The 20,971-nt window shown below is 63.8% G+C and carries 18 protein-coding genes and 3 CRISPR repeat arrays (1 of these 21 cut by a window edge); of the genes, 4 read left to right on the top strand and 14 right to left on the bottom strand.

Going from position 1 to position 20,971, the window contains the following annotated elements; all coding sequences use genetic code 11:
- Positions 1-815: a CRISPR direct-repeat array (repeat unit 28 nt; unit sequence GGTTCCTCCGCATGCGCGGAGATAGACC); it reaches 189 nt to the left of the window's first position.
- 92 nt (positions 816-907) lie between these two features.
- Positions 908-1,485: a CRISPR direct-repeat array (repeat unit 28 nt; unit sequence GGTTCCTCCGCATGCGCGGAGATAGACC).
- A gap of 84 nt (positions 1,486-1,569) precedes the next feature.
- Positions 1,570-2,206: a CRISPR direct-repeat array (repeat unit 28 nt; unit sequence GGTTCCTCCGCATGCGCGGAGATAGACC).
- A 32-nt stretch (positions 2,207-2,238) separates the two neighbouring features.
- Genes LDZ21_RS13905 through LDZ21_RS13880 form a run of 6 tightly spaced genes read right to left on the bottom strand, consistent with a single transcriptional unit; the run spans position 2,239 to position 9,293 of the window.
- Positions 2,239-2,673, bottom strand: a complete 435-nt coding sequence (locus LDZ21_RS13905; protein ID WP_244795437.1) for a dihydroneopterin aldolase — start codon at positions 2,671-2,673, stop codon at positions 2,239-2,241.
- Positions 2,670-3,323 carry a sarcosine oxidase subunit gamma gene (locus LDZ21_RS13900; RefSeq protein WP_035962810.1) on the bottom strand — a complete coding sequence of 218 codons (654 nt, stop codon included), beginning with the start codon at positions 3,321-3,323 and terminating at the stop codon, positions 2,670-2,672. Before LDZ21_RS13900 ends, LDZ21_RS13905 begins: the two co-directional genes overlap by 4 nt.
- The gene (locus LDZ21_RS13895; protein ID WP_244795436.1) at positions 3,313-6,315 is read right to left on the bottom strand and encodes a sarcosine oxidase subunit alpha family protein; all 3,003 of its coding nucleotides are present in this window, start codon (positions 6,313-6,315) and stop codon (positions 3,313-3,315) included. Before LDZ21_RS13895 ends, LDZ21_RS13900 begins: the two co-directional genes overlap by 11 nt.
- Positions 6,312-6,611, bottom strand: coding sequence for a sarcosine oxidase subunit delta (locus LDZ21_RS13890; RefSeq protein WP_035962813.1), 300 nt, complete (start codon positions 6,609-6,611; stop codon positions 6,312-6,314). Before LDZ21_RS13890 ends, LDZ21_RS13895 begins: the two co-directional genes overlap by 4 nt.
- A 14-nt stretch (positions 6,612-6,625) precedes the next feature.
- Positions 6,626-7,870 (bottom strand): sarcosine oxidase subunit beta family protein, encoded by a 1,245-nt coding sequence (locus tag LDZ21_RS13885; protein WP_035962815.1) that lies wholly within the window; start codon positions 7,868-7,870, stop codon positions 6,626-6,628.
- A gap of 28 nt (positions 7,871-7,898) precedes the next feature.
- Entirely contained in the window at positions 7,899-9,293 is a 1,395-nt protein-coding gene (locus LDZ21_RS13880) for an L-serine ammonia-lyase (RefSeq protein WP_244795435.1), read from the bottom strand.
- A gap of 385 nt (positions 9,294-9,678) precedes the next feature.
- Between LDZ21_RS13880 and LDZ21_RS13875 the strand changes: the two genes are divergently transcribed.
- The 3 genes from LDZ21_RS13875 (at position 9,679) to LDZ21_RS13865 (ending at position 12,011) form a co-directional block, all read left to right on the top strand.
- Entirely contained in the window at positions 9,679-9,993 is a 315-nt protein-coding gene (locus LDZ21_RS13875; protein WP_244795434.1) for a hypothetical protein, read from the top strand.
- Between the two features lie 117 nt (positions 9,994-10,110).
- The gene (locus LDZ21_RS13870; protein ID WP_244795433.1) at positions 10,111-11,202 is read left to right on the top strand and encodes a GlxA family transcriptional regulator; all 1,092 of its coding nucleotides are present in this window, start codon (positions 10,111-10,113) and stop codon (positions 11,200-11,202) included.
- Positions 11,203-11,249: 47 nt separating this feature from the next.
- Complete coding sequence (locus LDZ21_RS13865) at positions 11,250-12,011, top strand: class II aldolase/adducin family protein (protein ID WP_244795432.1); 762 nt, start codon at positions 11,250-11,252, stop codon at positions 12,009-12,011.
- 13 nt (positions 12,012-12,024) lie between these two features.
- Here the strand turns inward: LDZ21_RS13865 and LDZ21_RS13860 are convergent, their stop codons facing one another.
- From LDZ21_RS13860 to LDZ21_RS13830, 7 genes are all read right to left on the bottom strand, one after another.
- The gene (locus LDZ21_RS13860; protein ID WP_244795431.1) at positions 12,025-13,017 is read right to left on the bottom strand and encodes a GlxA family transcriptional regulator; all 993 of its coding nucleotides are present in this window, start codon (positions 13,015-13,017) and stop codon (positions 12,025-12,027) included.
- Between the two features lie 7 nt (positions 13,018-13,024).
- Entirely contained in the window at positions 13,025-13,927 is a 903-nt protein-coding gene (choW, locus tag LDZ21_RS13855) for a choline ABC transporter permease subunit (protein WP_244795430.1), read from the bottom strand.
- Entirely contained in the window at positions 13,920-15,098 is a 1,179-nt protein-coding gene (locus LDZ21_RS13850) for a quaternary amine ABC transporter ATP-binding protein (RefSeq protein ID WP_244795429.1), read from the bottom strand. The genes choW and LDZ21_RS13850 overlap by 8 nt, the downstream gene beginning before the upstream one ends.
- Before the next feature lie 241 nt (positions 15,099-15,339).
- Entirely contained in the window at positions 15,340-15,957 is a 618-nt protein-coding gene (locus LDZ21_RS13845) for a flavin reductase family protein (RefSeq protein WP_244795428.1), read from the bottom strand.
- Positions 15,958-16,210: 253 nt separating this feature from the next.
- A complete protein-coding gene (locus LDZ21_RS13840) occupies positions 16,211-16,363 on the bottom strand; it encodes a hypothetical protein (RefSeq protein ID WP_167569254.1) in 153 nt (50 codons plus the stop codon).
- Between the two features lie 163 nt (positions 16,364-16,526).
- Positions 16,527-17,222, bottom strand: a complete 696-nt coding sequence (locus LDZ21_RS13835) for a hypothetical protein (protein ID WP_244795427.1) — start codon at positions 17,220-17,222, stop codon at positions 16,527-16,529.
- 134 nt (positions 17,223-17,356) lie between these two features.
- Positions 17,357-18,040: an MgtC/SapB family protein gene (locus LDZ21_RS13830; RefSeq protein WP_244795426.1), complete on the bottom strand. Its 684-nt coding sequence runs from the start codon at positions 18,038-18,040 to the stop codon at positions 17,357-17,359.
- A gap of 103 nt (positions 18,041-18,143) precedes the next feature.
- Here LDZ21_RS13830 and LDZ21_RS13825 point away from each other — a divergent pair, with 103 nt between their 5' ends.
- Complete coding sequence (locus LDZ21_RS13825; protein WP_244795424.1) at positions 18,144-19,265, top strand: AGE family epimerase/isomerase; 1,122 nt, start codon at positions 18,144-18,146, stop codon at positions 19,263-19,265.
- Here LDZ21_RS13825 and LDZ21_RS13820 read toward each other — a convergent pair.
- Entirely contained in the window at positions 19,253-20,794 is a 1,542-nt protein-coding gene (locus LDZ21_RS13820; protein ID WP_244795422.1) for a methyl-accepting chemotaxis protein, read from the bottom strand. The genes LDZ21_RS13825 and LDZ21_RS13820 overlap by 13 nt on opposite strands.
- Between the last annotated feature and the right edge of the window lie 177 nt (positions 20,795-20,971).

Below are 20,971 nucleotides of genomic sequence, written 5' to 3'. Positions count from 1 at the left end.
TCCGCATGCGCGGAGATAGACCCTTGAACGATCCAGCCCTCGCAGCGTCGATCCCGGTTCCTCCGCATGCGCGGAGATAGACCCGCATGTTGCGAGACGCCCGCAGGGCGTTCAAAGGTTCCTCCGCATGCGCGGAGATAGACCCGTCACGACGACAGTGCCGCCGTCTTTCAAGTCGGTTCCTCCGCATGCGCGGAGATAGACCCGAGTACAACAACTCAGCCATTTTTATCGATGGGGTTCCTCCGCATGCGCGGAGATAGACCCGAGTCATTGACGCGATAGGCGGCAAGCATGAGGGTTCCTCCGCATGCGCGGAGATAGACCCACTTGAAGACCAAAGCCCGGTCCAGGCGGGGGGGTTCCTCCGCATGCGCGGAGATAGACCCGAACCCGACGTTCAGGCCACAAATGAATGACCGGTTCCTCCGCATGCGCGGAGATAGACCCGCTCATTACGCAGTTGGCGACGCTCTGGTGCAGGTTCCTCCGCATGCGCGGAGATAGACCCTCACTTGGCAAAGCAGCTCAGCGTCTGCTCGCGGTTCCTCCGCATGCGCGGAGATAGACCCCAAACAGCTACTCTGATTTCGGCGCGGATTTGGGTTCCTCCGCATGCGCGGAGATAGACCCGCGCTCAATGGGTTCTTGTCAAACTCGTACAAGGTTCCTCCGCATGCGCGGAGATAGACCGCGCAGCAGCGGCGATCCCCAGCCGACGAAGCTGGTTCCTCCGCATGCGCGGAGATAGACGCGCGGCGAATCCGATCGTGCAGGGTTGGGCGGTGGTTCCTCCGCATGCGCGGAGATAGACCCTTCTACGATTCTGTCATTGGGCGGTACGTCAAGGTTCCTCCGCATGCGCGGAATAGACCCCAGCCCGTCGGCATGCGCGCTTTGATGCGCGCGGTTCCTCCGCATGCGCGGAGATAGACCCGCCCGGCACCGCGCCCGCGCTATCGTCGTTCAGGTTCCTCCGCATGCGCGGAGATAGACCGTACCTAGACGGGCAACCGGGCGCGGACCCTACGGTTCCTCCGCATGCGCGGAGATAGACCCCGCGATGCCGCTGCTGTCCTCCGTCTTCGTCGGGTTCCTCCGCATGCGCGGAGATAGACCCGTTCCGTCCGGGTCGCGTGTTAGGTAGTCGCCGGTTCCTCCGCATGCGCGGAGATAGACCTCCTCGTGCAATAACAGCCTGTCCAATCAGAACGGTTCCTCCGCATGCGCGGAGATAGACCCCTTGCTGAAGGAACCGCAGTTCAATGCGTTTCGGTTCCTCCGCATGCGCGGAGATAGACCGTTAAGCGTAGTGCCGCCCGAGCTAGCGCCGCCGGTTCCTCCGCACGCGCGGAGATAGACCCGGTACTAAATATGCAATCTAGTCAGACACCGAGGTTCCTCCGCATGCGCGGAGATAGACCCCAAACGGCACCATCCCGCGCGGTCCATTCGTCGGTTCCTCCGCATGCGCGGAGATAGACCCAAACGGGGGCGCCTCATCGTTTGGCGCGATCGGGTTGCGCGGAGATAGACCCTTGGCGGCGCTCACGGTCATCGACTGGCACGCGGTTCCTCCGCATGCGCGGAGATAGACCCGCGAAGCCGCTCATAGACACCGGCCAATACCGGGTTCCTCCGCATGCGCGGAGATAGACCCTTAGATTCGAACAAGAACGAGGACAGCATGAAGGTTCCTCCGCATGCGCGGAGATAGACCCGTATTAGCCCGCTGATTCGCGTCACGCCCGCAGGTTCCTCCGCATGCGCGGAGATAGACCCTCGCCAATGCAGGCGAGAGCATCACGCTCGAGGGTTCCTCCGCATGCGCGGAGATAGACCAGCGTCTCGGCCGCTTTGACCAGATCTGCATCGGTTCCTCCGCATGCGCGGAGATAGGCTCGGGTCGGAAATCTGGATCGCTGGTCTCGACGGGTTCCTCCGCATGCGCGGGGATAGACCCAGAGGTGAATGCAGATGAACGCGGTTGAATCAGCTTCCTCCGCATACGCGGAGATAGACCCATTTCCTGAATGGCGGGCGGAATGATGAGCGCGGTTCCTCCGCATGCGCAGAGATAGACCCCACCCGCGCACGCCCGTACTGCGTGCCTCACGGGTTCCTCCGCATGCGCGGAGATTCACCCTGGTTTCGGCCGGTCAGTGCGCCCGGTCTGACGGTTCCTCCGCATGCGCGAAGATAGACCCCACATGCACATCCCGCGCCCCCCCACCGCCCTCACCCCCTCACCGCATCCACCGCCCGCCGCGCAACCCACGCATCAAAATCCCCCCGCCGCCAATCGAGCTCCAGCGCAAGCCGCCGCGTGCCCTCGCGAATCTTCGGCTTATGCAGCGTCAGCGTGAGCGCATCGAGCGCGGGCCATGCGTCGAACGACAACGCCGCAATCTCCACCGCCAGCGTCTCGAGCAATCGCGTATGCGGCTTCTCATGCAGATACGCGGTGACCCGATTGCACCACGCTTCGTAATCGATGAGACCATCGCACGCTTCATGCGGCGCGCCGCGATACCGCAGGCTCGCATCGATCGACACAGCCTGCGGCGCGCGATGCTCATGCTCGTGCAGGCCAATGCGCGTCATCACGACGAGTTCATCGACGACGACGCGCCAGCCCTGCCCGCCGGCATTCAAAGGCTCGAAGGGCTTCACGACAACAGCGGCTCGGCGGCATCGAGCATGATCTTCACGAAGTAATCCGCAAAGCTGCGGCGCACGATGAGTTCGAAGCGATCGCCACCGAGCGGCACCAGCGTCAGCGACGCCTTGAAGTAATGGCTCTGCGCACACTGGCCAGCGCCGAATATCTTCGGATGCAGATCGAGCGGACAGCCGCGCGAAAGGACCTCGCGCGTGCGCGGTCCGTCGATGTCGAGCACCGTGTAGCCGCTGCCGATATCCACCGCCGCTGCGAACGCACCCGCGAATGCTTCACGCAAGCGCGCTTCCAGCGGCGCGGCACGCGATGCGTCGTGCGCGGCTTCGGAAACCACGAGCCACTCGTCCGGGCCGAGCCACAGCACGTCATAGCCGTTGCCCTTCGCGACCGTGTTCGGCTTCTCCGGCGGTGCACATCCAATCACGGCCTCCACGGCGCGCAGGAAGGCTGCATCGCGCGTATCGCCGCGCACGTTCACGAGCTGAAGGAACGGCCGCTCCGTCAAACGAAACGCCTTCGACGCTCCCGCCTGATGCGCCTTCAACAACGCATCCGCACCCACGAGCGGCGACTCCTGCCACACGCCCTGCCCGACCGTCACCCGATCGACGACAGTCGAGGAACCTTTGATCTCATTCAACATGCTGACGTGCTCCTTCGCTGTCGTAGAACACAGAACTGGTGATCTTCGCATTGACCTGCTTGCCGTTCGCAAGCGGGATCGTGACCGCTTCGCCAATCTTGTCGAGACCGCCCTTCACGACGGCCAACGCAATCGAACGCTTCAAAACAGGGCTGAAATAGCTCGACGTGACATGACCGAGCATCGGCGCGGTATCGCCCTGGAACGGACCCGCGACGATCTGCGCGCCTTCCGGCAGCACGACCGACGGATCATCCGTCAGCAGCCCGACGAACTGCTTGCGCCCGGCCTTCGCCGTATCCGAGCGCGTGAGCGAACGCTTGCCGATGAAGTCCTTCGACTTCGCGACGAGCCCGCCCATGCCGAGGTCGTAGGGCGTCATCGAGCCGTCGGTATCCTGGCCGACGATGATGTAGCCCTTCTCCGCACGCAGCACGTGCATCGTCTCCGTGCCGTACGGCGTGATGTCGAACTCAGCGCCCGCTTCCATCAATGCTTCCCACACCGCGCGGCCCACGTTGGCCGGCACGTTCACTTCGTAGGCAAGCTCGCCCGAGAAGCTGATGCGCATCACACGCGCCGATGCGCCCGCCACCGTGCCATCGCGATAGCTCATGAACGGGAACGCGGCATTCGCGAAGTCGATGTCCTGACACACCTTCTGCAGCACCTTGCGGCTGTTCGGGCCGACGACGGCGAACGTCGCCCAGTGATCCGTCACGGATGCGAGCCGCACGCGCATGTCCGGCCACTCCGTTTGCAGCCAGCGTTCGAGCCACGTCAGCACGCGCGCCGCGCCGCCGGTGGTCGTCGTCATCATGTAGTGATGTTCGGCGAGGCGCACGGTCACGCCATCGTCGAAAATCATGCCGTTTTCATCGAGCATCAGACCGTAACGGCACTTGCCCACTTCGAGCTTGCTCCACGGATTCGTGTACATCCAGTTGAGCAGCTTCGCGCTATCCGGACCCTGAATGTCGATCTTGCCGAGCGTCGATGCATCGAGAATGCCGACGCTCTGCCGCACCGCCAGCGATTCGCGCGCGACCGCCGCGTGCATGTCCTCGTTGCCGCGCGGGTAATACCACGGGCGCTTCCAGTTACCGACATCCTCGAACATCGCGCCGTTCTGCACGTGCCATTCGTGGATCGCGGTCTTGCGCACCGGATCGAGGAACTCGCCGAGCTCGCGGCCCGCGAACGTGCCGAAGGTCACAGGCGTGTAGTTCGGTCGGAAGGTCGTCGTGCCCGTCTCGGGAATGGTCTTGCCGAGCGCCTGCGCGAGAATCGCCATCCCGTTGATGTTGCCGAGCTTGCCCTGATCCGTGCCGAAGCCCATCGCCGTATAGCGCTTGACGTGCTCCACCGATTCGAAGCCTTCACGCGCCGCGAGGAAGATGTCGGCGGCGGAGACATCGTTCTGGAAGTCGACGAACTGCTTCGGACCGCGCGTCGCAAGTTCGCGGCCGCCGACGAGCCACAGCGGCAAGAGCGGCGCTTCCGCGATTTCCGCGACCTTCACCGGCGCAGGCCGCGCAACGATATGACCCGCCGCACGCGCCGCTTCCGCGCCGGCATCGAGACCGAAGCGAATGCCGCGCGCCAGCGTGAATTCGCCCGCGCATGCGCCGACGCTGCTTTCGGCCTGCATCGCCTTGCCGGGAACGAAGCACGCTTTCTCGTCGTGCCAGTGCGCCTTGCCGCCCGATTGCGCGAACAGATGCAGCACCGGGCTCCAGCCGCCGGACATCGCGACCAGATCGCATTGCAGGTCCGTTTGCTTCGCGCCGACCTGTCCCTTCGCAAACGAAGCGACTTCCACCGACGACACCCGCAGCTTGCCATGCGCCGCCGTGATCACCGCGTCGTTCAGCACGCGCACACCATAGCGTCGCGCGGCGGCGGGCAATGCGCCCTTCGATTCCATCGGACGCGGATCGACGACTGTCACGTTCGCGCCCGCGGCCTTCAGATCGAGTGCGCACTGGTAGGCGTCGTCGTTATTCGTGAAGACCACCGCGTTGCGTCCCGGCAGCACCGCATACCGATGCAGATACGTCGATACCGCCGACGCCAGCATCACGCCCGGCAGATCGTTGTTGCCGAACACGATGGGGCGCTCGTGCGCGCCGGTTGCGAGCACCACGCGTTTCGCGCGCACTTTCCACATCAGTTCGCGCGTGCCCTTGCGGGTCGACACGGGCAGATGCTCGGTCAGGCGCTGCGTCACGGTGACGAGGTTGTGATCCTGATAGCCGAACGCCGTGCTGCGCGAAAGAATCTTCACGTCGGGCATCTTGCGCAGTTCGCCTTCAATTTTCTGCACCCATTGCAGCGCCGGCTTGCCGTCGATTTCCGCGCGGCACGACAGCAGCGAGCCGCCGAGTTCCGGCTGATCGTCGACGAGGATCACGCGTGCGCCGGACATCCCCGCCGCATACGCTGCGGCCAGACCCGATGGCCCGCCGCCGACCACCATCACGTCGCAATGCGCGAAGCACTTGTCGTAGCGGTCGGCATCGCGCTCTTCGGGCGCTTTGCCGAGACCGGCTGCATCGCGAATCACTTCTTCGTACTTCGGCCACAGCTTGCGCGGCCACATGAACGTCTTGTAGTAGAAGCCTGCGGGAATGAAGCGCGCGATCTTCTGATTGACCGCCATGCGATCGTTCTCGATGTTCGGCTTCGCATTCACGCTCGATGCGACGAGGCCCTGATACAGCTCGACTTCCGTGGCGCGCGCGTTCGGCACCGTATAAGCGCCGGTTTCGAGCTGCACGACTGCATTCGGTTCTTCGACGCCCGCCGTCACGATGCCGCGCGGCCGGTGATACTTCCAGCTACGCGCGACGAAGTGCTGTCCGTTCGCGAGCAACGCGGAGGCGAGCGTGTCGCCCTGATAGCCCTGATACGTCTTGCCATTGAACGTGAAGGTCAGCGCAATCGCGCGATTGATGCGCCCACCCGTGGCGAGTCGGTCTTTCTGGCTCATTTCGACGCTCCCTCCTTGTTGTCCATCGCAGCCAGCGGACGGTCGAACGTCTCGTAGCCCTGAATCTCGTATGACACCGTGTCGCGCTGAGCCTTGAACCAGCGGCGGCAGCCCTGCGCATGCATCCATTGCTCGCGATGCACGCCGCGCGGATTGCGGCGCATGAAGAGGTAGTCGCCCCACTCTTTGTCAGTGAGCTTCTCGGTATCCAGCGGACGCGCAATGTCGGCTTCGCCGCCGCAGGAGAACTCGGTTTCGGCGCGCGGCCCGCACCAGGGGCATTCGATCAGCAACATGTTTGCAACTCCCTTTAGTGCGCGACGGCGGCAGCGCCGTGTTCGTCGATCAGATGACCCGTATAGAAACGATCCAGCGAGAACGGCGCATTGAGCGCATGCGGCTCGTCCTTCGCGATGGTGTGCGCGTACGCCCAGCCCGAACCGGGCGTCGCCTTGAAGCCGCCCGTGCCCCAGCCGCAGTTGAAGTACAGGCCCTTGACGTCGGTCTTGCTGATGATCGGGCATGCATCCGGCGACACGTCGACGATGCCGCCCCACTGCCGGTTCATCCGCACGCGCGAGAACACGGGGAACATCTCGACGATGGCTTCCAGCGTGCCTTCGATAATGTGGAAACTGCCGCGCTGGCCGAAGCCCGTGTATTGATCGACGCCCGCGCCGATCACGAGATCGCCCTTGTCGGACTGGCTGATGTACGCGTGCACCGCATTCGACATCACGACGGTATTGACCACGGGCTTGATCGGCTCCGATACAAGCGCCTGCAACGGATGGCTTTCGATCGGCAGACGCACGCCCGCCATGTCGGCGATCGTCGTCGTGTTGCCCGCTGCGACGACCGCGACCTTCTTCGCCTTGATATGGCCTTTGGTCGTATCGACGCCGGTTACGCGATTGCCTTCGCGCCGAATGCCCACGACCTGGCAGTTCTGAATGATGTCGACGCCCGCCTGGTCCGCGCCGCGCGCATAGCCCCACGCGACCGCATCGTGACGCGCGACGCCGCCGCGACGCTGAATCGACGCACCCAGCACCGGATAACGGCTATTGAGGTTGATGGTCGGCTCGATCTCCTTGATCTGCGCCGGCGTAAGGAATTCGGCATCGACGCCATTGAGACGGTTCGCGTTCACGCGGCGCTCGGTGTCGCGCACGTCCTGCAGCGTATGCGCGAGATTCATCACGCCGCGCTGGCTGAACATGACGTTGTAGTTGAGGTCTTGCGACAGCCCTTCCCACAGCTTCATCGCCTTCTCGTACAGCGCAGCGGACTCGTCCCACAGATAGTTCGAACGCACGATGGTCGTGTTGCGCGCCGTATTGCCGCCGCCGATCCACCCCTTCTCGAGGATTGCGACATTGGTGATGCCGTGCTCCTTCGCGAGGTAATAAGCAGTCGCGAGGCCGTGCCCGCCGCCACCGACGATCACCACGTCGTATTCGCGCTTCGGCTCGGGACTGCGCCACTGGCGCTCCCAGTTCTCGTGATACGACATGCCGTTGCGCAGCAGGCTGAATATCGAATAGCGGCTCATGGTGTTTCCCTTGTTTCGTAGCGGTGTTTCAGCACTCGATGACGTTCACGGCCAGCCCGCCGCGCGACGTCTCCTTGTATTTCGTCTTCATGTCGGCGCCGGTTTCGCGCATCGTCTTGATGACCGAATCGAGCGACACGTAATGCGTGCCGTCGCCCTTCATCGCCATGCGCGCGGCGTTGATCGCCTTGATCGCGCCCATCGCGTTGCGCTCGATGCATGGAATCTGCACGAGGCCGCCGACCGGATCGCAGGTCATGCCGAGGTTGTGTTCCATGCCGATTTCAGCGGCGTTCTCGACTTGCGCGGGCGTGCCGCCCATCACGGCTGCGAGCGCGGCGGCGGCCATCGAGCACGCGACGCCCACTTCGCCCTGGCAGCCCACTTCCGCGCCGGAGATGGACGCCGTCTCCTTGTAGATGATGCCGATGGCCGCCGCCGTCAGAAGGAAGCGCACGATGCCTTCGTCGTTCGAGCCGTGCATGAACTTGACGTAGTAGTGCAGCACGGCGGGAATCACGCCAGCCGCGCCATTGGTCGGCGCGGTCACGACCCGCCCGCCCGATGCGTTCTCTTCGTTGACGGCCATCGCATAGAGATTGACCCAGTCGAGCATCGAAAGCGGATCGCGCAGCGATTCCTCGGAGCGCGAACGCAGTTGCGCGCTCAGATCGGCGGCGCGGCGCTTCACGTGCATGGGGCCGGGCAATTCGCCGCGTTCCTTGCAGCCGCGCTCGACGCACGCGGCCATCACGCGCCACACGGCGAGCATGCCTTCGCGCACCTCTGTTTCGCTGCGATTCGCGCATTCGTTATGCATCGCGATATCGGCGATAGACAGACCTGTCTCCCGGCAGACGCGCATCAGGTCGTCGCCGGTGCGAAACGGATACGGCACGTTGCCGCCGGCGCGCACGCCGTTCACGCGATCGCCCTCGCGATTCACCACGAAGCCGCCGCCGATCGAGTAATACTCCTTCTCCACGAGCAACTGGCCGTGTTCGTCGAAAGCCTGAAAGCGCATGCCATTCGGATGCACGATGCTCGATCCCGCCGCACCCGGCATCAGCTTCCGATAGAAGCCGATGTGCTCGCGCTCCTCGAATGCAACGGCGTGCTTGCCGAGCAGCATCAGGCGCCGCGTTTCGCGGATCTCCTTGAGACGCGGCGCGATCATGTCGGGATCGATCAGATCGGGCAGATTCCCTTCGAGGCCGAGCAGCACGGCCTTGTCCGTGCCGTGGCCCTTGCCGGTCGCGCCGAGCGAGCCGAACAGTTCCGCCCGCACGCGCGTGACGAAACCCAGCAGATTCGCGTCTTCGATATGCGATGCAAAGCGGCATGCCGCGATCATCGGGCCGACCGTGTGCGAGCTGGAAGGACCGATGCCGATCTTGAACAGATCGAAAACGCTGACATTCATGGCGTGCCCTCAGGGTTGGCGGTTCGTTTGCGTGACCGGGCGAAGACCCGATCACGACATGGGCACATTGCACCAAACCGCAATTCCGGCTGATAGAACAAAAACGGCATCGAAATGGGATGGCGGCGTCAGCCATTTTCTGGAAGCGCCGCGCGTGACGGATTTCCGACGATTCCCGACGCGCCGTCGAAGGCCAGCGCGTAACAGAGCGATTCGATCGCGGCGCGTTCTTGCGCCGTTCCGTTGCAAAACCGGATGTTTTTGAGACTGGTCCGAGAGGCTGAAAAGGCGCGTCTCGGTATATTCCCTAGGTCCGCGAGAGGCCGCCGAGCCAAGACCCGCACGCCTCTCTTTCTCGATCTTCCCCGTTCACCGGTTCACAGCAATGGATAGTCACGCTCTTCCCGATCAGTTCTTCAAGTCCTGGGTTCTCGCGTTCGTGATTGGCGCGAGTGTTGTCGGCGCGCTTCAGGCGGTCGGCCTGCTCTCCCCGGATCACATCCTCACGCGATACGCCCCGCTCTGGGGCGCGCTGGTCGTCGCGTGCTCCATCGATCCCGCCCTGCGCTACTTCGGCGTATTGAAGGCTGAAATCGAGCAACGCTGGGGCGATTACACCATCGCCAGTCTGCTCGGCCGTTCGACGGGCGCGCTTCTCGGCGGCGTCTTCGCCTGGGCCTTCGCCGTTCTCGGCGGCTGAATCCTCCTCTACGCCACGGCACGCAGCGTGGCGCTCTCCCATTTCTGATCATGCGTGCATGGCGCGCGCCCGGTGTTATGCTCGCTGCATAACGTCCAGCCGCCGCACGTCACACGCATGAACCCCGCCGATTCCCTTCCGCCGCTCTCCATCGACGGCCAGTCGAAATCACGTATTCGCTTCGGCATCGTGCTGTTGCCGAACTTCACGCTGACCGCGTTTTCCGGTTTCGTCGATCTGCTGCGTCTGTCCGCCGACGAAGGCGATTTCAGCCGTCCGGTACGCTGTTCATGGAGCGTGATCGGCGAAACGCTTGCGCCCGTGCGCGCGAGTTGCGGCATTCAAATCACGCCGTGGGAAACCTTCGAAAAGGCGGAGCCGTACGACTACGTGGTCGTCGTCGGCGGCTTGCTGCACTCGGGACCGTCCGCGAGCGAAGTCACGCTGAAGTTCATCCGCCGCGCCGCCGCAGCCAACGCGACGATCGTCGGCATGTGCACGGGCGTGTTCACGCTGATGCGCGCGGGCGTGCTCGACGGCCATCGCGTGTGCGTGAGCTGGTTCCACTACTGGGACTTCGTAGAGCGCTTCCCGCACGCGGACGAACAGATGCTCGTCGCGGACCGGCTCTTCGTTATCGACAGAAGGCGCATTACGTGTTCGGGCGGGCGCGCGTCCATCGACGTGGCCGCCGCCATTCTGCTGCGCCACTTCGAGACCGCGACGGTGCAGAAGGCGCTGCGCATCCTGCTCGTCGACGACATGCAGAAGGGCAACGCGCCGCAGCCGCATCCGCCGGGTCTCGCGCCGGCTACCCATCCGAAGGTCAAGCGCGCAATTCTGCTGATGGAACAGCACGTCGGCCGCACGCTGACGCTCGACGAACTCGCGCACAAGCTCGACATGTCCACGCGGCAGTTGGAACGCCTCTTCAAGGCCGAGACCGGCAAAGCGCCGCAGGCGTACGCGAAGCAGGTGCGGCTGCGCACGGCCGCGTGGCTGCTGACGAGCTCGGATAAAACCGTGGCCGATATCGCGTCGAGTTGCGGCTTCTCGGATGCATCGCATCTTGGCCGCGAGTTCCGCAAGCAATTCGGCCTTCCGCCGATGATGTATCGTGAGCAGCGCGGCGCACAGGACGCCGAAGAGACAGCGCATCACGCAATGGATTACGACGAGACTTTCCCCGGCCGCGCGCAAGCGATCTAGCGCACCTGTCCCACGTTGCCCGCGGCCTCACCTACAGGAGAAGCGGCATGGAGACTCAAGGTTATTCGCAGGAAGAATGGGCATTGCGTTGCGATCTGGCGGCGCTGTATCGCGTCATCGCGCATTTCCGCTGGACCGACATGATCTTCACGCACATCAGCGCGCGCGTGCCGGGACCGGAGCATCACTTCCTTATCAACCGATACGGCGTGCTCTTCGATGAAATGCGCGCGTCGGACCTCGTGCGTATCGACAGCGAAGGCCGCCCCGTGAATGCGGACGCCGCGCATCCGGAGCGGTACCTCGTCAATCCGGCCGGCTTCACGATTCACTCCGCGATTCACATGGCACGGCCCGATGTGGTGTGCGTCGTGCACACGCATACGCCCGCCGGCGCGGCGGTATCGGCGCAGAAGCAGGGCCTCCTGCCGATCAGCCAGCACGCGCTGAAGTACTACGGGCATCTCGCGTATCACGACTATGAAGGCATCGCGCTCGATCTCGCCGAGCGCGACCGTCTCGTCAACGATCTCGGCCCGCACAACGCGATGATCCTGCGCAATCACGGCCTGCTCGCGTGCGGCAACTCGGTTCCGACTGCGTTTCAGGAGATGTACTTTCTGGAGCGCGCATGCGAGATCCAGTTGCGGGCGCTCGCGGGCGGCGTGGAACTGAATATCCCGTCCGCCAGAGTGTGCGAAATCACTGCCGCGCAGTATCGGAGCGACGAGATCGAAGGCGTGACCGCGCTGCAATGGCAGGCCGCGTTGCGGATGATCGAGGGCGGCAAGACGGACTATCGAACCTAGCGTTCGACGGGCGTCACGCGGAAAGACGCCGCTCCATGCTCGGCGCATGACCGTATTGCGCGCGGTACGCCTTGCTGAAATGGCAAGGCGAATGGAATCCGCAGATGCTCGTCACGCGCGCAATCGATGCATCGGTGTTGCGCAACAGATCACGGGCGCGTCGCAGGCGCAGCGTCAGGTAGTAATGCGTCGGCGACACGTTGAGGAACATCTTGAACATGCGCTGCAAGTGTCGTTGGGACAGATGCACGAGCCGCGCAAGCTCATCGAGCGATAGCGGCTCTTCGATGTTGGCCTCCATCAGCCGGACGACTTCGACAAGCTCCGCACGCGAGAAGCCGACGCGCGCATCGACGGGTATGTGCTGATAGTCGCTCGAACCGCGTATGCGCTCGACGATGAATTGTTCGGACACCTGAGAGGCTACCGGTTGCCCGAGCCTCAGGCCGACGAGGTTGAGCATCAGATCGAGCGGTGCGGTGCCGCCCGTGCACGTCACGCGATCGCGGTCGATTACGAAGAGTTCGTCGGCGAAACGCACATGCGGGAAGCGCTTGTTCAACGGCGACATGTCTTCCCAATGCACCGTGCAGCGATAGCCATCGAGCAGCTTGGCCGCGAGCAACGCATAAGGACCGGTGCAGATGCCGCCGAGCGGAATGCCCGCGTCGTGCGCACGCTGCAACAAAGCGATGACGGTGTCGTCGACATAATCGGCGACGTGCCAGCCCGCGCAGACGATCAGCACATCGGGCATGCCGGCCTCGTCGAGCGTCGTCGTCGGCTTCACGGTGATGCCGTTGCTCGCTCGCGCCGGCTCGCCGTCCGGCGTGATCACCGACCACGTGTAGTGCTGCGCGCGGCCCACGTAGTTGGCCATGCGCAGCACTTCGACCGCGCTCGTGAATGCGATCATCGAGAAGTTCGGCAGCGTCAGGAAGCCGAAGTCCGCGAGATTCGCAAGAGGCGATTCCGCTGCCGCCGGGACAATCGCATCACGCTTCATGGGCGCATCAACCCTGTTGCGCAGCCGGCGCGCGGCGCACGCGCATCACGTTGCGCAGACCCGAAAACAGCGGAGCGCGCGCCATGCCCGGCGAACGGCCGAAGCTCTCCGTGATGCGATCGAGGATGATCGCGAGCAGCACGACCGACAAGCCGCTTTCGAAGCCGAGGCCGATATCGAGCCGCTGAATGCTTGCGAGCACATCGTTGCCGAGACCGCCCGCACCGACCATCGACGCGATGATGACCATCGACAGCGCCATCATGATCGTCTGGTTCACGCCGGTCATGATCGACGGCAGCGCGTTCGGAATCTGCACCTTGTAGAGCAACTGCCACGACGTGCAGCCAAACGCCTGACCCGCTTCCACGATCTCGCGATTCACGTGCTTGATGCCGAGCGACGTGAGGCGCACCGCGGGCGGCATCGCGAAGATCACGGTCGAAAGAATGCCGGGCACGCGGCCAAGACCGAAGAGCATCGCGGCTGGGATGAGGTAGACGAAGGCGGGCATCGTCTGCATCAGGTCGAGCACGGGACGCACGGTCATCTCGACGTACTTGCTCTTCGCGGTCCAGATGCCGAGCGGGATGCCCATCAGCAGGCTGATTAACGTCGAGGACAACGTAAGACCCAGCGTGATGACCATCTGGTCGTAGAAGCCGGTCGCGTAGATCAGCAGAAGCGACAGCAGCGTGAACGCCGCGAAGCGCCAGCCGACCCGCCACAAGCCGATGCCGACGAACAGCGCCATGAGCGCCCACATCGGAATGGCCTGCAAGCCATGTTCGATGACCGCAGCAAAACTCTCGATGACCTTGCCGATGGCATCGAAGGTTTTCGCGTCGTGGTCGAGCAGATAGTGGACGCCCTGATCGACCCAGCTACCGAGCGGAATAATTTCAGACATGGGAACCTCGATGGCGCGTTAGAACCTGCAGCACGTTCGTCTTGTTGACCGAACCGCAATATGAACCGTCCGCATCGACGACAGGCAGCGGCGCCCGGCTCGCGACAACACGGTTCACGACGTCGTCGAGCGTCATGCTGCGCTCGATGCATTCGATGTGATTGATCTGGGGCACGACGTTGCCGTTCGCATCGCGGCCGACGAAGCCGCGAATGCGGCGCTGCGCGTCGAGCACGAACGCATAGTCGGCGCTGCCGTTGAGCGTCGCGGCGACGCTCGATGCGTCGATTTGCGGCGAGTGCTTCATCAGCGGGACGGCGTCGGTCTGCATCAGATCGCCGGCCGTGAGATAGCGGCTCGTGTCGATGCCGTCGAAGAACGCCTGCACGTAGTCGTCGGCGGGATTCGTGATGATTTCCTGCGGCGTGCCGATCTGCACGACCCGGCCGCCCTCCATGATCGCGATGCGCGTGCCGATGCGCATCGCTTCTTCCAGATCGTGCGACACGAAAAGAATCGTGCGGCGCTGCTCGCGTTGCAGGTCGAGCAGGACGTTCTGCATTTCCTTGCGCTTGAGCGGATCGAGCGCGGAGAACGCTTCGTCCATGATCATCAGCGACGGATTGACGGCAAGCGCCCGCGCCAGCCCGACGCGCTGCTGCATGCCGCCCGAGAGTTGCGCCGGCAGCTTCTGCGCGAACGGCGCGAGGCCCACCTGTTCGAGCACGGTCATGGCGCGCTTTTCGCGTTCCTTGCGCCCGACGCCCGCCACTTCGAGCCCGAACGCGGCGTTGGACAGCACGGTGCGTTGCGGCATCAGCGCGAACGACTGGAACACCATGCTCATGTCCTTGCGGCGCAGCGCGGTCAGTTCCGAGCGCGGCACGGCGGCGACATCGCGTCCGTCGATCAGCACCTTGCCGGCGGTCGGATCGACGAGCCGGTTGATGAGCCGGATCAGCGTCGACTTGCCCGAGCCGGACAGGCCCATCAGCACGAAGATCTCGCCTTCCTGCACATCGAAGGAGACATTGTGAACGCCGACGATCTGCCCGGTGCGCGCGAAGACTTCTTCCTTCGTCGCGCCGCCGGCCAGCATGTCGATCGCCTGTTTGGGGCTATTGCCGAACACCTTGCACAGCCCTTCGACTACCACCTTGGGGGAATTCATTGAGTTCTCCATGATGCGTGGCGGACGCCGTCCGCGCTGTGCATACATAGTTGCCAGAAAAAAGTGCTCTGAGCCGACTATTTGCGACAGCTACATGAAGAAATACGACAAGGGAAAAAGGCGGATCGGCTGGCGTGACGCCGCGACCCTTGTCCGACAAGGGTTTGCGCGAAGGCGAAGAGAAAAGCGGGCAGTGTGCGGCGTGTCGCGTGGGAGCAAGTCCCGGCGCGTTTTTCGATGCTCAGGCGCTCGGGCGCAGCATCTGGAACATTTCGCCGATTTCGGCATAGTCGGCGCGATAGCCCGCGCGCATGACCGGACGGGCGGCGGCGGTATCGAAGAGACCGTCTTTCAGATATTCGCTGCGGATATGCACGCCGACGACCTGCCCGAGCGCGAGCCAGTTGTTCATCGGCTGGCCGTCCAGGTCGTGCAGGCGGACGACTTGCAGCAGCCGGCATTCGAGCGCCGCAGGGGATTCGGCCACGTGCGGCACGCCGACATTGCGCCCCGGCGCTTTGGTCAGGCCCGCAAGCTCGAACTCGTCGATGCCGCGCGCCACCGGTGCCGACGTCCGGTTCATGCGCTCGGCGAGTGGACGCGTCGACATGTTCCAGACGAATTCGCCGGTTGCCTCGATGTTGCTGATGCTGTCTTTGCGGCCTTCACTCGAAAAGCCGATCACGTAAGGGAAAGTCGCGAACGCGCCGAAAAAGCTGTACGGCGCGAGATTCACGCTGCCGTCCGCGTCGCGGCTCGATATCCAGCCGATGACGCGCGGCGCGACGATCGCCTTGAACGGGTCATGAGGCAGGCCGTGGCCTTCGTTGGGGTCGTAAAAATGGACATCGCCGGTCATAGGGGCGCTCGATGCGTCAAAGTGGGAGAGACGAAAGAATACCGCGTCGGCCGATCGGGCAACGGACGGTGGACAGGCGAGGAGAATGGATGTGTCGCACGCTGCAGGGCGTGGAGCGGGATTCGTCGTACAACGACGAAGGAGAACTGCTAGAAAAACTACAGAAACGGTGGAAGCTGGCGGGCGGGGTAATCGACGTCTTGCCGTCGGATATTGCTGACTTGGTATGACCCGCGCCGCCCTCAGCGACGCATTACAGACGGATGCCGAATGCGGTGCTGCGTGCCTTGCGCTGGCGCTCTGCTTCGCGGAAACGCGCTTGATACGAGTAATCCGAGTCCATCGGCAGGTGCGGCGATTCGAAGATCGAAGCAAATTTTTGCAGCAGGGCGAAGAGGTAGCTCATGTCTGACTCCGGTTAGTAATTGAGGGTTTTCCCTTAGCAATCATTATAGGGATACCCCACCCGGATTTCTAGTGCAATGCAACATTTTTGGGTCAGAAACGTTGTAGTTTTTCTACATCACCGGTCGAAATGACGTGTCCGCCAGCAACGGCGGGGCAATCGCTTAGTGCGTCGAGGTAGGGTCGGTGTCGGACTGGAAGGCGAGCGTCGCCTGGTGGCCGGCTTGCAGCAACGCGATCGTCTGCGCGATGCCAGCCGCCAGCGTCGTGAGCATCGTGCAGAGCGTGACGGTCAGCAGCGACCTGGTGCGACGGGCATGGGCCGCGGCTGTTGCGCTTCGTTGGTCGATCGCCGCGCGGACGGTATGGGCCAACGCGTTCGTTGGACCGACCTCGCCGTTGATGCGGAAACCGGGCGCGGCGATCCAGGCCACGCTCGCCTGTTGGGCGATCGCGGCTTTGCTCGACGTCGACGACGGAACCGTGAGCTGATCCGCGATCAGATCGCCCTGCTCCGGCGCGTCCGCCGGCTCGCGCGGGGCCGCATCGGTTCGCGCCGCGCGCCGCCTAGCCGACGACTCCACCGCAGCCAGAAACACTTCCGGCAACTCGAAACCCTCGAACGTGCCCTGACGGATATCCGTGTTCAGCGCCTGAAGCGTGGCGCGTTCGGCGTCCTCGGCGAAGAGATCGAGCGTCTCGCCGTAGCGCGGGCCATCGCCCGGTTCCGCTGCGCGTTGCGCCGGCCGCGCGGCGCGCGCGAGCTTCTTTTGCGCGTCGGCGTCGGCCTCGGCGCGTTGCCTGGACTTCGCCGACGACGCGTCGGCATCCGGATTTCGGGGTACAGCGGGATCTGGCATAGGTCGAAAGGCTGCGGCGAGACGGCCGGCGCGCAGCAGTCATGCGGTCTGGCGATAATTTTCGAGAGGTCGCATTGTCGCACGGCTGCGCGCCTTATCCAGCGGGCATTTGCAAGGAATCCGCGTGCCGCCGCTCAATTGGTGTCCTCCTCGCGAAACTCCCGCACGACCGGCAGTTGCCGCAGACGTTCGCAGATCGCCCGGTATTCCTGCGACGACACGCGCGAAAGCTCGACTTGCACTTCATCCAGCTCGGGCGTGTCCTCGCTTTGCTGCACGACGAACTGCTTCACGCGCACGCTGCCCGGCCCGAGCGCCTCATGCAGGCCGTGAAACGAAAGCGAGCCGCGATCGACGAGCATCGTCAGTTGACGGCGCTGTCTCACGGTGATGAAGCGGCGTTCCAGCGGCTTGAGGCCCGCGAGAATGACGAGAATGATCGCCGTCGCCGCAATCGACGCCGTGTACAGCCCGCCGCCGACCGCCAGCCCGATCGCCGCGACGGACCACAGGCTCGCGGCCGTCGTCAGTCCCCGGACGATTTCGCCACGCATCAGGATCGATCCCGCGCCCAGAAAGCCGATGCCCGACACGACCTGCGCCGCCACCCGGGACGGATCGAGCACGACGTGATCGCCTTTCAGCGCGTCCGCGAAACCGAACGCCGACACCATCATGATCAGCGCCGATCCGACACACACGAGCATGTGCGTGCGCAGGCCCGCCGCCCATGAAAGGCGCTCGCGCTCGAAGCCGATCACGCTGCCCAACGCCGCGGCCATGATGAGCCGCGAAACGAGTTCGACGTTGCTTAACATCTTCTTCCCTCCTGTCGTTGAGAGTCCCTGGTGCGCGGGGCGGGGTTTGCTATGCTTCAGCGGCTACTGGTAGCTTTCCAGAACATTCTCACAGAGTAGTCGTATGCAAGATCGACCCACGCATGGCGCACCGGCGACGCCATCGACGAATCCGGATTCCGGCGCCGCGTTGCGCGCGCATTTTGCGAACGTCGTCCTGCCGATATGGCGCGGCCCCGGCTTCAACGCGGCCCTGCGCCTGCCCTTCGAAGCCGTCGCGCCCGCCGGCCATGCGCCGTTGCCGCCTAAGCGTTATCGCGCGATGGCGTGCGCGCGTCAGCTTTTCGTTTTTGCCGATGCGGGCGAACTCGACCACGCGAAGACGCTGTTCGAATCGTTGCGGCACTACTTTCGGGACACGCGCAACGGCGGTTGGTTCTATAGCGTCGATGCAAACGGCGCGCCGCTCGAGCGCCAGAAGGATTTATACACGCACGCGTTCGTGATCTTCGCGTGCGCGCATTACGCGCGGACAAGCGGCTCGGCGGATGCGCTGGCGTTGCTGGAAGAAACGTCGAAGCTGGTCGAAACGCGCTTCGCAATGGAAGGCACGATCCTGAATGCCGCGTTATCCGAGGACTTCGCGACGACGCTCGAAGGACCGCTGCAGAATCCGCTGATGCACCTTGCCGAAGCATGGCTCGCGGCGCGCGAAGCCACCGGCGACGCCGCCTACGACGCACGGCTCGCGACGCTCGCCGAATCGGTGGCTCGCACCTTCGTGCACGAGCCGACCGGCTGCATCGCCGAATTGCCGATCGGCGCGGCGGACAACCGGCTGGAGCCGGGGCATCAGTTCGAATGGTACTTTTTGGCGATCGGCAGCGGGCACGCGGCGTTCGCATCGGCGGGGCTGAACGAACGGCTCGAGCGCGCGTTCGTGTTCGCGCAGAAGCACGGCATCGACGAGAAGACGGGCGGTGTGTGCGCCGCGCTGGACGAAAGCGGCGCCGTAATCGACGGCACGGAGCGCATCTGGGCTCAGACCGAATATCTGCGCGCGCTGGCGACGCGCGGCGATGCGCCCGACGCGCAAATCGCGCGCTTCCGCACGCGGTTCCTTAACGAGCGCGGCTGGGTCGAATGCCGCTCGGCCGACGGTGAAATCAGCCGCGCGGACATGCCTTCGACCACGCCGTATCATCTCGCCACGGCGTACGCCTCCCTGCCGCTTCAGGCGATCTGAAACACGGACACGGCCGCCTTCAGTTGCCGCGTCTGCTCGTGCAATGACGACGCGGCAGCCGCGGCCTCTTCGACGAGCGCCGCGTTCTGCTGCGTCATCTCGTCCATCTGCGTGACGGCCTGATTGACCTGTTCGATGCCGACGCTCTGCTCGAGCGACGATGCGCTGATCTCCGCCATCATCTGCGTCACGCGCGAAATCGACGACGACACATCGCGCATGGCTGCGCCGGCCCGCTCGACGAGCACGGAGCCGTCGCTGACCTGCGCGACCGATTCCCCGATCAGTTCCTTGATCTCCTTCGCCGATTGCGCCGAGCGTTGCGCAAGCCCGCGCACTTCACCCGCGACCACGGCAAAGCCGCGCCCCTGTTCGCCCGCCCGAGCCGCTTCGACAGCCGCGTTCAGCGCGAGAATGTTGGTCTGGAACGCGATGCCGTCGATCACCGAAATGATCTCGGCGATCTTGTCCGAGCTTTGCGCGATCCCGCGCATCTTCTCGACCACGTCATCGACGACGCTGGAGCCGCGCGACGTGGCTTCGAGCGCGTCGCCGGCGAGCGTGTTGGCTTCGCGGGCGTGATCGGCGTTCTGTCGCACGGTCGCCGTCAGCTCTTCCATGCTCGATGCGGTTTCTTCCAGCGACGCAGCCTGATTCTCGGTGCGCGCGGACAAATCGGCGTTGCCGCTCGCGATTTCATCCGCGCCGAAGTTGATCGACTCCGACGTTTCGCGCACGGTCTTCACGGTGCTGGCGACGCTCGCCTGCATTGCCGCAAGGCCCGCGAACAGACGGCCGATTTCGTTCGTTCCGCGATCCGCGATGCGCTCGTCAAGACGTCCCTGCGCGATGCGTTCGAAGTGGCGGCCCGCTTCCTCGAGCGGCGCGATCACGCCACGGCGCAGCGCGACGTGCACGAGCGCGACGCCCGCGATGAGTGCCAGGGCGATTGCGAAACCCACTGCGCGGAACAATCCGTAGCGCGTATCGATCGATTCGAGATACGCATTGCTCGACGCATTGCCGAAATCGACGAACTTCTGCTGCTCGGCCAGATAGCGGTCCTGGAAGCCTTGCGTCGGCTGGTCCAGAAACGCCTGCAGGTTATTGGAGTCGAGATATTGCACGAGTTCCGACAGCGCCTTCGCGTATTCGGCGTACTTCGCCTTCAGCGCGGTCGTGCGCTCGACGTTCTCGTTGCCGGTCTTCGGCGCGTCGAGAAACGCGGCGAACGACTTGTCGGCGAGTGCGATCTCTTCACGCGCATGCTGCACGATCTCGACCGGCTCGGCGCCGCCGCGCACCATGCGCGTTCCTGCGCGCGACAGGTTGATGCGCGCGTCCATCAAGTGCTGCGTGGTCTTGTTGACCGCGTTGACCTGCTTCAGCGCGATGTTGGACAGGTTGCCGACATCGTCGTGCGTGCGCGAGAGCGACCAGAACCCGAGCCCTTCGGTCACGAGCTGGAACACGCAGAACACCACCAATACAGCGAGCAAACCCGATGAAACCTTGATCTTTCCTAACATCACTTTCACCCGACTGACTAATTGAGCCGCTTCAACTCACGGCGATAGTGCGGGTTTACGGCAGCGGCAACCCGAAGCTTGAATGGTTCGGCGGAAAGTCTGTCTATGGCGCTTCGCTGCACCGAAATGCACCATTGCACGAATTCCGCCGAACGTGCTTGCGCACCGCGCATTCGC

The organism is Caballeronia grimmiae (assembly GCF_022879615.1).
In the GTDB taxonomy this organism is placed as follows: Bacteria; Pseudomonadota; Gammaproteobacteria; order Burkholderiales; family Burkholderiaceae; genus Caballeronia; species Caballeronia grimmiae.
Note: the sequence above shows the minus strand (reverse complement) of the source record. Positions and strands in the feature narration are given on the sequence as shown.